We start from the raw sequence: 12922 nt of genomic DNA, 5'->3' as shown, positions 1-12922 counted from the left end.
TTATCTAAACTGTTTTGATGCTTTTTTTTATTTAAATATTTAAAACTGTAATTAAGCTCGATGGATTTATTTAATGATCAGTTTCTGCGTGTAAGCTTTTACGGAATTATATTTAATGGTTACGAAATAGATACCCGCACTTAATGCAGAGACATCTACACTGCCGTCCGGTTTGTTTTTGGTGTTTAAGACCAGTCGGCCTTCCGCATTCAGGATCTCTACTGAATAGTCATCCGAAGTTGGGCCCTGAACCAAAATTCGGTCTGATGCAGGGTTTGGTACAATCTTAAAGTTGTTTTTATCATTAGCGTCAGCCGCGAGCGTTGTGGTGCTCACTTTGTAAATGGTACCGTTGTTTATGGCTGCTACATACAGTTCTTTATTAAAATCTTCACCAAAAGTCGCAAAATTATTACCCGCAAACGCGGTGCTCCACGAGATAGAACCTTCCGGACTCATCACCCCGATCTGCCGTGAACAGTAATCTGCGAAAATATATTTGCCGAAGAGCGCCGGATAAAGACTTCCGTGATATACATAACCTCCCGTAATGGAGCACTTTCCACCCGCGTGATCATACACTGCAACAGGAAACGTCATGGTGGACACAGCCGCGCAGCCGGTTGTGTTGTATGCGGTATTGCCCTCGTAGCATCGCCATCCGTAGTTGATTCCCGCCTGTGTGATTGGCATTCGGTTGATCTCTTCGTAAACTCCCTGACCTACATCTGCCAACATTACATTGCCGGCCGTGAGATCAAATGAGAATTTCCAGGCATTGCGTATACCGTAAGACCAAATTTCATCAGCACCATCTGTTCCTACGAATGGGTTTCCGGCCGGAATATTATAAGTTCCGGCCGAATTTACATCGATTCTCAGCATCTTGCCAAGCAATGAGTTCTTATTCTGAGCGTTGTTATTCGGGTCGCCGCCGCTGCCTCCGTCTCCGGTTGAGATCCAAAGATACCCGTCGGGTGCGAAATGCATGCTGCCTCCGTTGTGGTTGTCGAACGGTTTCGGGATGCTGAGCAGGATCTTCTCTGTAGAAGCATTTGCCACATCGGGATTCGAGCTTACCGTGTATCTTGCAACCGTGATATTTCCCGCTGTGTTATTATAAAAGACGTAGAAAAAACCATTGGTGGCATAATCAGGATGGAAGGCGAGACCCAGCAGACCGCGTTCGCCGCCAAAAAGTATTTTTGTACTGATATTCAGGAAGTTTGCCGAATTCACGCTTCCGTCCTGCCTCAAAATTTTGATGATTCCGTTTTGCTGTACTACGAACAGCCTGCTGTCTTTAGCGTTCACAATCTCAACGGGAGAAGTGAAGCCTGTGGCGAAACTCGTAAGCACCATATTTTGGGCTTGAAACAGGGGCGCACTCAGCATTGCGAGCGCAAAAAGTAGATTTTTCATAAGTGTGAGTGTTTTGGTATCGTGAAGTTACTTCATTTTCATAAATCGCTGATTTCTAATTATAAATATCTTAGTTCACTCTGCGATTATTGTATTCTCAATGATATTTTTATCCATCGTTACAGGCTTTAAAAAAAATTGTTAAAGATTCTTAATTCTACTGAAAATCATTATATTTGCCGACTATAATTTTAATGCTGTAAACTATTCACAATGCAAGGAAAAGGACTGATTACGCTGGTTGCGGTGATTCTGGGACTTATATGTCTTAATGAATTACTACCCACCTGGTATGCAAGTAAAATCGAAAAACAGGCCACCGAGCTTGCCGGGAACAATCCTGAAAAATATCAGAGAGAAATCGCCAGACTGTCAAAAGACACGCTGAACCTGGGTTTCACTGAGCTGTACTATTCGAAGTCCAAAGAGAAGGAAATGAAATTGGGTCTTGACCTTAAAGGCGGCATCAACGTTCTTCTTGAAATCAACCAACGTGACCTTGTAAACAACCTGACCAACTATTCTACCAATCCGGTTCTTATCGAAGCGCTGGACAGGACAGACCAGATGCAGAAGAACTCTACGAATACTTATATCAAAGATTTCTTCACTCAGTTTGACCTGGTAAATAAGGAGAAGAATGCAAACCTGAAACTTGCTGATCCTGAAATTTTCGGTAACACGAATCTTTCTGAGATCAAATTCAATACGCCGGATGACCAGGTAAAAAGAATTATAGAAAACAGGATCGAACTTTCAACGGGAACTGCGTATGAAGTGATCCGTACACGTATCGATAAGATGGGTGTTACGCAGCCAAATGTGCAGCGCGTACCAAGAACAGGACGTATCTCTGTGGAAATGCCGGGCGTAAAAGATATCGACCGTGTGAAGAAAATGCTTCAGACTTCCGCAAAACTTCAGTTCTGGGAAGTACAGCAAGTACAGGAAGTCCTGCCTTACTTTGAGCAGCTTAGCGCAGTAGTAGCGGCTAAAGGCGACTCATTAGGTGTGGCTAAAAATACCAATTTCACCAACCTTCTGCAGCTTAATACTTTAAAAAGCAACGGTGTAGCGAATGTAAAACTTTCGGATACTGCCGCAGTAAACAAGATTCTGAACAGCAAGATCGCGAAAGACCTAAGACCACAAAATATTAAATATACCCAGTTCATGTGGGGCTACAAGCCTGAAGTGAACGATGCAAATAACCTCGTGCTTTACGCAGTTCGCGGGAATATCAGCCAGAAAGCGCCGGTAGACGGTGCTGTAGAATCTGCGCGGATTAACTATGATGACCTTGGCAGAATCGTGGTAGACATGCAGATGGATTCCAAAGGTTCGAAAGACTGGAAAACACTTACAGGTAAGAACATTAACAAGCCGGTAGCTGTAACTTTAGATAATGTGGTGTATACCGCGCCAAATGTGGTAAACGAAATTCCGAACGGTAGAACGCAGATCTCAGGAAGTTTCTCTCAGGAGGAAGCACAGGATCTTGTAAATGTACTGGGTGCGGGTAAACTTCCGGCAGGTGCGAAGATCGTGCAGGCTGAAGTGGTAGGGCCGTCATTGGGTGCTGAATCTGTAGATGCGGGGATGTATTCATTCATTATCGCCTTTGTGATCATCATCCTTTATATGTTGTTCTATTACGGTGGAGCAGGGATTTACGCAATCATTGCGATTACATTCAACCTGTTCTATCTGATGGGAATCATGGATTCCGTAGATGCTACACTTACGCTTCCAGGTATTGCGGGTATCGTGCTTTCGATGGCGATGTCTATTGATGCGAACGTAATTGTATATGAAAGGACCAAAGAAGAATTATTTGCCGGAAAGAATATCCGTGAAGCATATAACGAAGGTTTCAACTTCTCACTTTCGGCGATTATTGATGGTAACATTACCTCATTACTTACAGCCGTAGTACTTTATATTTTCGGAACCGGGCCTATTCAGGGCTTCGCTGTAACATTGGGTATCGGTATTATCCTTTCGATGTTTACGTGTGTACTTCTTACCAGAGTTCTCATCTTCAGCCGACTAGAAAAAGGCAAAGGCCTGTCTGTTTGGACAAAATTAAGTAAGAACATCTTCAGAAATACATGGATTGATTTCATTGGAAAAAGAAAATATGCTTACATCCTCTCCGGGATTATTACCCTTGTTTGTCTGATTTCTATTGCGACACAAGGCTTTAAATATGGTGTTGACTTCAAAGGTGGCCGCAGCTATGTGGTTCGTTTCGCCGATCCTGTTGTGGCTAATGAGGCCGCGAACAGCCTGGAGAAGCAGTTCATCAACAAAGAAGGACAGCAGAATGCGGTGGATGTGAAAACATTCGGAAGCAGCAACCAGCTGAAAATTACTACAGATTACCGTGTAGATGAAGAAAGCCTTGAAGCTGATCAGGACGTTGAAAGCAAACTATTCGCAGGTCTGAAGCCTTATCTTCCGGCTGATGCGCAATTAAGCAACTTTAAAGATTCCGGCGCCAATAATTATGGTGTGGTAAGTTCTGTGAAAGTAGGACCTACGGTTGCAGACGATATCAAATCCGGCGGTTTCATTGCGATGATCGTGGCACTTGCAGGTATCTTCCTTTATATCCTGATCCGTTTCAAAAGATGGCAGTTCTCTACAGGCGCTATTGCATCGCTTGTACATGACGCGATCGTGATTTTGGGTGTATATTCACTCCTTAAAAATGTGATGCCGTTCAATATGGAGATCAACCAGGATTTCATTGCGGCGATCCTTACCGTATTGGGTTATTCAATTAATGATACCGTAATCATCTTCGACCGTATCCGTGAGTATCTGAATGAGAAAAAATCCCTCACGCTTGAAGGTTTGTTCAATGATTCTATTTCCAGCACGCTGGGCCGAACATTTAACACCGCATTCATGACCTTCCTCGTGATACTTGCGATCTTCATTTTCGGTGGTGAAAACCTTCGTGGCTTTATGTTCGCGTTACTTATTGGGGTTGGTTTCGGTACCTATTCTACATGGTTTATCGCGTCAGCGGTTTCTTATGACCTACTGAAGAAGAAGGGAGTAGAAGGCGCCAAAAAAAGCCTTGTCACAGAAAAACCTGAACCTACACCTGAGGTTTAGTATTTTTCTTAAATAATTAAAGTCCTTCGCAAGAAGGACTTTTTTTGATTTTAACTAAAAATTTCTCTACAAGAACTATCTTTGCACCTCTGATGAAGAAAAAGCAAAAATCTGCCGCGGTCGGCTTCATATTTATTACGCTGCTGATCGATATCACCGGCTGGGGCATTGTTATTCCGGTGGTACCCAAGCTTATACAGGAACTTATACATAATCCGGATCTCAGCGTAGCCTCGCAATACGGTGGCTGGTTGAGTTTTGCTTATGCCGGCATGCAGTTCATATTTGCGTCCGTTCTTGGCGGATTAAGCGACAGATACGGCCGAAGACCGATCATACTGTTCTCGCTGCTTGGCTTTTCCTTTAATTTTTTAATTCAGGCATTAGCACCTACCATTTTCTGGCTTTTTGTCGGTCGTATTTTCTCCGGGGTCACCGGAGCCAGCATCACCACGGCAAGTGCTTATATCGCTGATGTTTCCACGGATGAAGACCGCGCCAAAAATTTTGGAATGATCGGTGCCGCATTCGGTTTGGGGTTTATCATTGGTCCGGTAATCGGTGGAGTTTTAGGTCAATATGGTTCCAGAGTGCCCTTTTATGCTGCATCCATCTTATGTTTGGTCAACTTTCTCTATGGCTGGTTTGTGCTTCCGGAAAGTCTCGATAAAGAAAGCCGGCGTCCTTTCAATTGGCGGCGCGCAAATCCTGTGGGTTCGCTTCTACAGCTGCGGCGCTATCCGCAGATTCTGGGGCTTATCGCTGCACTGGTTTTCGTTTACATTGCGGGACATGCGGTACAGACCAACTGGACTTTTTACACCATGTATAAATTTAACTGGACGGAAACCCTGGTCGGGATTTCGCTTGGAGTGTCAGGTTTTATGGCAGCTTTGGTACAGGGTTATCTGATTCGTTTTATACAGCCAAAAATCGGGAATGAAAAAAGTATCTTCTATGGACTTACGCTGTATGCTTTAGGCATGATTCTCTTTGCATTTGCAAGTGAAAGCTGGATGATGTTTGCATTTCTGATTCCTTATGGACTTGGTGGAATCGCGGGTCCCGCGCTGCAATCAGTGATCTCAGCAGAAGTTCCGCGCAATGAGCAGGGCGAGCTTCAGGGTGCGCTCGCGAGTTTGGTAAGCCTTACGGCAATTGTGGGTCCGCCGCTGATGACCAATATTTTTTACTATTTCACGCATGATCAGGCGCCGTTCATATTTCCGGGTGCGCCCTTCTTTCTGGGATTTCTGTTGATGGCGGTGAGTGCTGTAATTGTATATTATGTCTTTAAAAATAAAAAGCGCGTTTAAACCATATTTAAATGTTAGTAAAGATGCTTGGAATGTCTGCTTTAAGAAACTTTTGTAATTTTACCGAATGGAATTGAGTATAGGCGAAATGCTTTTGATTGCGGTGGCCATTGTGGTGCTCTTCGGACCCGACAAATTACCGCAGATTGCGCGTGACCTTGGCCAGGGAGTTCGCAAGATGCGCGGCGCGATGGAGGATGTGAAAACCGAAATCTTAAAGGAAACAGATAATCCTGTTGCCGAAATAAAGCGCGAGATCGATAAGGTGAAACAAGCCGCCAAAGACTACAATCCAATGGCTGATATGGAGCGCGATGCCTACACGCAGGCTGCGCCGCCACCTCAGATAAAACCCGTTGACGACCCGGAGCACGAAGGTCCTGTAAGCCGATAATATGCAAGAGATTATTCAGCAAGACCGCGAGGTTTTCCTTTATCTAAACAATCTGGGAAGCAGTGTTTTCGATCAGTTCTGGATCATGGTTTCAGCTACCTGGATCTGGGTGCCGCTTTATGTGATTTTCCTGTATCTACTGTTCAAACGGTTCGGACTTCGGAACGTCTTATTTATCCTTGTTTTCATCGCGCTTGGCGTTACAGTGTCGGATCAGTTGGCCGGGATCTTTAAATCCGGTGTTGGAAGATTAAGACCATGTCATGACCCAACTTTAGATAATCTTGTGCGTGAAGTGAAATGTGGCGGGAAATTCGGCTTTTATTCAAGCCACGCCTCGAATACTTTTTTCATCGCAACGCTGATGAGTATGTTGCTCCGAAAGACCCACCGGTATTTGCCGCATCTGCTCTTTTTCTGGGCTGCAGTTGTTTCTTACAGCCGCATATACCTTGGCGTTCACTTCCCGTTGGACATACTGATGGGCGCGGCCATGGGCTTTCTGCTCGGCGGATTTTTTGCAACGCTCTGTTGGAAAGTGATCCGTGAACCTGAAGTTTCTGCCGAATAGCTTTAAAGTTTTAAAACCAACCCCTTCTGAAATAATCGGTGACTGCACCGAAATTCAGCACCAGCGTAAAGCGGATCCGCTGCGCATAATCTTTAAATGAAGGTTCGAATCCTAATGAACTTTGCATGGGAAAATAAACTTCCAGAAAGTCCGGAATTACCTTTACCTTGATGCCCGAATCCCAGATGAATTCAGGGGTTTGATGTTTGTTTTTGTAAACGCCCGCGTCGGCATATACATTGAACCACCTCCAGACATGGGTATCGACATTCACAGCGCCAATCCATTGGTTTGCGGTATTCCCCACATAAGATTTAAAACCGCCTTCGGCTAAGATATACTGCTGCGCCAGCACACCGGAAGTAGCACTCTGTCCCAAAAGCCCGTAAGAAAAGGCATAATTCGAAACGCGTGAGATACCATAATCAAATAGATTGTTTTTGGTTTTGTTGCTGAGGAAATAGCCACCGAAGAAACGCAAGCTGATTTTTTGGTCATCAGCAAACTCGAATCGATACAGCGCTTCCGCAGAAATTTTCTGGAAATCTTCCATCCATTGCACATTTGCGCCAAGATACTTTTCATGGATCACGCGGCGGTCTGAATAGCCATAACCTACGTTCCAAAGATTATATTTTTCGTATTCATTGTTAGCCAGCATCATCGGATTCAGGTCTTTTTCGAAATAGTTATAGGAAAAACCAAGGCTGCGCCCAATGTCACTTCGTGGATTTTTAGAGAAATTAAAGCCTGCTTCCGCTGAAATCTTTCGGTAAGTCAAGTCATAATCATAGTGAAAATGCGAGGCTGAAACTCCGAAAGTAAGTGACCGGTAAAAGCTTTCGGCCGGCTGAAAAGTATAGCTAACGCCGCCCGAACCGGTGAGCTTACCTGTTCCCGAACTGAAATACGGCGTCACCGAATACCTGAATTTACGCTGAAAAAAGGAAGTGTTCTGAAAATTGAGTCCCGCCAAAACCTTATCATAAGCATTAAAAGTAACCCGCGGATTCAGGTAAATTTCATTGTATTCAGGATTCGGAATATCTTTAAAAAATTTGAATCTGATCTTTTTGGTATTGGCAAAAAACCCTTTTGTGTACCGATAATTGTCGCGGAAGTTCGTCTCCGGGAAAATATAGTCACTGTTCAGAACGATCTTGCTCGCATCAGCCTGCGGAATGCGGTAGATATCAGTCTTTGTGAGATTGTCTGTATCAAACCAAAATGTTTCCACTGCATTGTCTTCGGTTACTGTTTCTATTTTAAAAGGTACCGGAAGCGTGGTGTTTTTCTTGATTTTTACCAAAAACTCGTCCTCCTTTTTAGAATACCTTTTCAGATTGAAATTCACGCGGTTTTTATGCTGCACGAACGGTTCCAGAAAATCGGCAGAGTAGGCCGAAGCGACTGATAACTTATCAAGAAAATCCTTTTTAAGTGGTCTTGAGTTGCGGTTTTCCGCAAAATAACTGCGCAGAAACTGGCTGAAATTTTCCTCACCCATTTTTTCAGCGATGAAGGCGAGCAGGCTGCCACTTTCAAAATGACTGATAGCCAATGCGTTGAAATTGCTCAATTCATTGAACGGAATGTCAATCGCCTGGTCCAGGTTCTGCGTCATCATATATTGGTACGCCAGCCCATACCGCTCGGAAAGTTTCAGCTTCGATGCATGGAAAATTTTAAGTGGTTTCAACCCGAAAATCTTTGCGTCCTCCGGTAAGTCTCCAAGCAGTTTCTTGTCTTGATAAAAACTGTCAATGTAGCGGATCTCCAGATACGTTTTCAGGCCGTTCACCATCCAGTGATCTTCATTTTTCTCGTAAACCGCCGACTGTTCCACCACTTTTTTGCTGATCGCACTAAAGTATTTCAGGTCGGTCTGTTCTTCGGGAGTAAAAAGGCGGAAATGAAATTTCCAGAACTTGATGTCATCAATACCGATAAAACCTTCATCGCGACGGAATTTATCGGAAATGAAAATCTTAGCCGGCAGAAATCCTGTTTTATTTTTAATGAATGCGAGCTGGCGCGGCAGCAAAATCTCCAGATTTGCTCTTTCCGCTCCGGTAAGCTGGTAACCGAAATCCACCAGGACAGTCTGGTTATCCACCGTGCTTTCAATGGAACTGAGACGGCTCGAACCGATGAAAAATTCCGGGTCTATATTCAGTTTGCCTTCAAAATGGTTAGGCTGTACTTCCGCCAGGTTGCTTTTTGAATAGTAAGTGGCGGGCAGATTAAGATTTACTGTCCAGTAGGTGCCGGGATTTTGGTTTTCGTCAATATCAAGATAAAATCGTTCGCTTTGCGCCTCACTTTCAAAACCATCGGGAACAATGAAAAAATATTTCAAAAGCATCTGCCCGTGCTCATCAGTTCCGTATCCGGTAAACTTACTCAGTGGAAGACGCAGTTTGTAAATCAGTGAAATTTTGGTGCTTTTACCAGCTTCAAGTGGTTCTGGTAAAGGGATGTAAATGTTTTCATCCGCGCCATTGTATTGCAGCAAAGGGTTGTTACGTGTGGCGATCTGCAGTTCATATGTTTCGCCAAGTTCAGCTTTGTCTGCGAAATGCAGGGTGGTCTTTCGGTCTTCAAGTTTGCGGTACGCAAGTGGCGTACGGTCTTTTTTGTAGGCTGCAAGCCAGTTGAGCAGCTTGATTTTACTTAATGGCGTGCCGGTTTTATTTGTAAAAACGATTTCCTGGTCCACGGTTAGTACTCGGGTTTCGGGTTGTATCGTCGCTTTTATATATACACTGTCGCGCTGCGCCTGCAAGGCTGCAAAATTCGCGAACAACATGAATCCCCAGAGAAATCTTTTCATTTTTATTAAACCTATCAAATATAATGATGTTTTTTCGGAATTTGGTGCCTGCGTTCTTATATCAAAATATTAAGTACTTTTGAGCAAACTAAAGGCGTTGGCAAGGCTTCTACTTCTTTTTTTTCTGTCGGTTTTGGGTACCTGCAATACTTTTGGGCAGGTAGTGGAAACCACGGAAGCGATAATCAGCGATCCGAAAAAATCAAAAATAATCAGCCGCTTCACACCACCTAAAGGTTTTGCTTGGCTAAGGCCGCCAAAAGGAAGTTTCAGCGAATATCTCGTACATTTTCCGCTGCTCCCGCCGGGTTTCCCTATTCGCGATTATCGTGCCATTCCGGTTGAAAATCAGGATTTCCATATGGCAGTTTTGAAAATTGATGTCGGGGACAAAGACCTGCAGCAGTGCGCCGATGCGTGGATGCGTCTTTATGCCGAATATCTCTGGGTCAACAAACGCTTCGATGAGATTGGCTTTGAGTTTACGAGCGGGCAGTATTTCGCCTGGAAAGATTACAGTCGCGGCGTGCGCACACGCGAGCACCGCAAGCGGGTGACGTTTGTTGAAACGGGCCTTCACGATGATTCGTATTTTGCCTTCCGTCAATATTTAAATATAATTTTTCGCTACGCCGGCACCATTTCACTCGACAGAGAATCCCGCGAAGTCACCAGTAATGCCGACATCCAGCCCGGAGATTTCATCATTAAACCCGGCAGCCCGGGACATTCGGTGATCGTGGTGGGTGTTGCCGAAAATGTGCAGAAAAAAAGGCTGTACCTGCTGGCCGAAAGTTTCATGCCCGCGCAGGATGTGCATATCCTGAAAAATCCGGAGAATGCCGATATCTCACCGTGGTATGAACTTGACGTTGCCGCGCACAAAACGGTCACTGCAAAGTATTCTTTCGAGCCCACTTCGATAAAGCGGTTTCACGCAATTCCATAAAAAAAGCGAAACGCAGTTTCCCGCATTTCGCTTCATACAAAAACAATATTTCTTATTGTGCTGCCATCTCAAAATCGCCTTTTATTCTTACAAGGTCGCTGATCACTGCTTCCGGGAAGTTCGGGCCTACGTTGAAATCTGATCTTTTGATAGTTCCCAGAACCTGATATCCGTGCGTAGTTTTCTTATTCTTTGCATTAACGTGAGATCCACGGTAGACAAGGTTAAGTGTCACCGGTTTTGTAACGCCATGCATTGTCAGGTTACCTTTCAGTGTGTAATAGTTATTTCTGGTTTTCTTTAATGATGTACTGGTGAACGTCATCGTTGGGAACTGTTCTGCATCGAAGAAATCTGCATTTTTAAGGTGTTTGTCGCGCGCATCGATATGCGTGTTGATAGAGTTTACGTCTACTGTGAAATTTACTTGAGAATTCACGAAGTTTTTTTCGTCAGCATTGATCGTTAACGTTGATTTGTCAAAATTTCCCGTGATGTCGTTAATTCCTAAGTGGATTACAGAAAACTGGATTCGCGAGTGTGCCGGATCGCTTGTAAGTGTGATCTGAGCGAATGACAACGCAGAAAACAATACCGCTGCGAATAATGAGAATAATTTTTTCATAATAATTTTTACTTATTGAGGTTAATATTAATGCAAATTTACGCTTCTCCGAATGCCGCCGCATTGATCTACGTTAAATAATTATTATTTCTTCAAGTCATTTTGCAAATATTTGACAGACAGAATTTCGAAAACATTGGTTCTTTCTCCTAATTGCAGTTTCGCCTTGTCACCTACCTTCTTTTTGATCAATGTTTTGGCTAACGGCGTTGTAAAAGCCAGTTTGCCTTTACCGATGTTCGCTTCATCTACGCCCACCAGCTGGAAAGTCTGCTTCAGGTCAGTTTCTACATTTTTGAATTGTACCGTAGCACCAAAGTGCACCTCGTCCTGAGGCAAGCGTGTAGAATCAACGATTTTCGCTGAAGCGATGCGCGCGTTGAGCAGTTGTAGTTTGGCATTTATATAGTTGAAGGCAATGCGGTACTCCCTTTCATGCGAAGAATCGAGCTGTTCCTGCTCCTGCAGCAATTCTTCACGTTCATCCTGCAGTGCCTGTATTCCGGCGGGAGTTACAAGATTTTCGGCACCGGCCGGCAGATCCGCTCGGGGCGGAACCAACGGAACCTCTTCCTGATCATCTTCTTTTACAAATCCACGACTCATTTTATCTTTGTTTTATTTAATTAGCGGCAGCAATTTCCAGTCCGAATAACCTGTCAGAAACTGCCGCGATCAATATTCACATTAGTTGCAGTTGCCATCTGCGTCGCAACTTTCGCCGGAACTGATGATCTGTAAGCCTTTGTCTCCCGCTGAAAATTCCTCGTAAGATTTTGTAAGAACCTCAAGGAAATGCTCGGGTTGCTGCGCGCCCGAAACGCCGTATTTGTCATTAAACACAAAAAATGGCACTGCATTGATGCCCAGTTGTCTTGCCATCAAACCATCCTGAGCCACAGCGTGAGAAAGTTCATCAGAATTGAATGCCTTTTTCGCATCTTCTTCGGTAATGCCCATTGACGTTGCGACTTTTAGCAGTGTAGATTCATCATCAATATTCTCGGCATCGATGAACTGCGCTTTGAAAAGTGCTTCTTCCATGGCATCAGCTACACCTTTTTGTTTGGCTAACTGAATGAGTAAGTGTGCTTTATAAGAATTTGCAATCTTTGAATTATCAAAATTAAACTCGATTCCGGCTTCGCGGCCTGCGTTTTTGGCATGTTCATGCATGGCTTTTGCCTGTTCTGTGGAGATCCCTTTTATTTCCGAAAAGAATTCATACGGGTCCCGGTCTGGCTGCGTCTCCAGGTCGGGATCGAGCTGGAAACTGTGCCACACGACCTCAATATTCTCTGCCTGGGGAAAATTTTCAAGCGCTTTTTCGAATTTTTTCTTTCCGACGTAGCAAAATGGGCAGCGTACGTCGCTCCAGATATTTACTTTCATAATTGTACTGTTGATATCATTCCAAAATTAATGTTTTAAAAATTTAAAAGCATTGACCTAAGTTAAGCATTACCCCATTCGGCTTCCCCTAAGTCGGGTTCGCAATAAAGATTTAAATATTTTTGGGTGTTTACGCACTTGTTTAGTATTTCAAAGTCACTTCCATCATGCTTAATTTAAATTTTTGAATTTCAATGATTTGCTTGACTTTAGCTTTATGCACATTTTTTAAGCTAAGACTTTATATATCTGGCCGGCAGAATAGAATGGCACAAAATTCCGTATTTTTGCAAA

General features: G+C 43.8%; 10 protein-coding genes. 5 read left to right on the top strand and 5 right to left on the bottom strand.

The genetic code is table 11. The features are described 5' to 3' along the window. Window positions 1-66: 66 nt before the first annotated feature. Window positions 67-1422, bottom strand: a complete 1356-nt coding sequence (locus tag H9628_RS08905) for a PQQ-dependent sugar dehydrogenase (RefSeq protein WP_251833795.1) — start codon at window positions 1420-1422, stop codon at window positions 67-69. 213 nt (window positions 1423-1635) lie between these two features. On the opposite strand from H9628_RS08905, the gene secD reads away from it, so the two are divergent. The 4 genes from secD (at window position 1636) to H9628_RS08885 (ending at window position 6829) form a co-directional block, all read left to right on the top strand. Continuing rightward, window positions 1636-4548 carry a protein translocase subunit SecD gene (gene secD / locus H9628_RS08900; protein WP_251833794.1) on the top strand — a complete coding sequence of 971 codons (2913 nt, stop codon included), beginning with the start codon at window positions 1636-1638 and terminating at the stop codon, window positions 4546-4548. A gap of 92 nt (window positions 4549-4640) precedes the next feature. Further along, on the top strand, window positions 4641-5864 hold the full coding sequence (locus tag H9628_RS08895) for a TCR/Tet family MFS transporter (protein ID WP_251833793.1): 1224 nt from the start codon (window positions 4641-4643) through the stop codon (window positions 5862-5864). Window positions 5865-5931: 67 nt separating this feature from the next. Further along, complete coding sequence (locus H9628_RS08890) at window positions 5932-6258, top strand: Sec-independent protein translocase subunit TatA/TatB (protein ID WP_251833792.1); 327 nt, start codon at window positions 5932-5934, stop codon at window positions 6256-6258. Window position 6259: 1 nt separating this feature from the next. Next, on the top strand, window positions 6260-6829 hold the full coding sequence (locus H9628_RS08885) for a phosphatase PAP2 family protein (RefSeq protein ID WP_251833791.1): 570 nt from the start codon (window positions 6260-6262) through the stop codon (window positions 6827-6829). A gap of 10 nt (window positions 6830-6839) precedes the next feature. Here H9628_RS08885 and H9628_RS08880 read toward each other — a convergent pair whose 3' ends face one another. Beyond that, window positions 6840-9662 carry a gluzincin family metallopeptidase gene (locus tag H9628_RS08880; protein WP_251833790.1) on the bottom strand — a complete coding sequence of 941 codons (2823 nt, stop codon included), beginning with the start codon at window positions 9660-9662 and terminating at the stop codon, window positions 6840-6842. Window positions 9663-9741: 79 nt separating this feature from the next. On the opposite strand from H9628_RS08880, the gene H9628_RS08875 reads away from it, so the two are divergent. After that, a complete protein-coding gene (locus H9628_RS08875; protein WP_251833789.1) occupies window positions 9742-10611 on the top strand; it encodes a DUF4846 domain-containing protein in 870 nt (289 codons plus the stop codon). Window positions 10612-10663: 52 nt separating this feature from the next. Here the strand turns inward: H9628_RS08875 and H9628_RS08870 are convergent, their stop codons facing one another. The 3 genes from H9628_RS08870 to H9628_RS08860 all read right to left on the bottom strand — a co-directional run bounded on the left by H9628_RS08870 (window position 10664) and on the right by H9628_RS08860 (window position 12628). Further along, window positions 10664-11236, bottom strand: coding sequence for a YceI family protein (locus H9628_RS08870; RefSeq protein WP_251833788.1), 573 nt, complete (start codon window positions 11234-11236; stop codon window positions 10664-10666). Window positions 11237-11320: 84 nt separating this feature from the next. After that, complete coding sequence (locus H9628_RS08865; RefSeq protein ID WP_251833787.1) at window positions 11321-11842, bottom strand: GreA/GreB family elongation factor; 522 nt, start codon at window positions 11840-11842, stop codon at window positions 11321-11323. Between the two features lie 81 nt (window positions 11843-11923). Then, window positions 11924-12628, bottom strand: coding sequence for a DsbA family oxidoreductase (locus H9628_RS08860; protein ID WP_251833786.1), 705 nt, complete (start codon window positions 12626-12628; stop codon window positions 11924-11926). Window positions 12629-12922 lie beyond the last annotated feature (294 nt).

Origin of the sequence: Kaistella pullorum, assembly GCF_014837035.1 — a bacterium.
GTDB classification, from domain to species: Bacteria; Bacteroidota; Bacteroidia; order Flavobacteriales; family Weeksellaceae; genus Kaistella; species Kaistella rhinocerotis.
The sequence above is the reverse complement of the archived record's forward strand: the minus strand, read 5'-3'. Positions and strand labels throughout refer to the sequence as shown.

What these genes read in the sequence shown, in the direction of transcription:
- H9628_RS08905 (WP_251833795.1), bottom strand. Translation starts at nt 1,422, where the DNA reads ATGAAAAATCTACTTTTTGCGCTCGCAATGCTGAGTGCGCCCCTGTTT.
- secD (WP_251833794.1), top strand. Translation starts at nt 1,636, where the DNA reads ATGCAAGGAAAAGGACTGATTACGCTGGTTGCGGTGATTCTGGGACTT.
- H9628_RS08895 (WP_251833793.1), top strand. Translation starts at nt 4,641, where the DNA reads ATGAAGAAAAAGCAAAAATCTGCCGCGGTCGGCTTCATATTTATTACG.
- H9628_RS08890 (WP_251833792.1), top strand. Translation starts at nt 5,932, where the DNA reads ATGGAATTGAGTATAGGCGAAATGCTTTTGATTGCGGTGGCCATTGTG.
- H9628_RS08885 (WP_251833791.1), top strand. Translation starts at nt 6,260, where the DNA reads ATGCAAGAGATTATTCAGCAAGACCGCGAGGTTTTCCTTTATCTAAAC.
- H9628_RS08880 (WP_251833790.1), bottom strand. Translation starts at nt 9,662, where the DNA reads ATGAAAAGATTTCTCTGGGGATTCATGTTGTTCGCGAATTTTGCAGCC.
- H9628_RS08870 (WP_251833788.1), bottom strand. Translation starts at nt 11,236, where the DNA reads ATGAAAAAATTATTCTCATTATTCGCAGCGGTATTGTTTTCTGCGTTG.
- H9628_RS08865 (WP_251833787.1), bottom strand. Translation starts at nt 11,842, where the DNA reads ATGAGTCGTGGATTTGTAAAAGAAGATGATCAGGAAGAGGTTCCGTTG.
- H9628_RS08860 (WP_251833786.1), bottom strand. Translation starts at nt 12,628, where the DNA reads ATGAAAGTAAATATCTGGAGCGACGTACGCTGCCCATTTTGCTACGTC.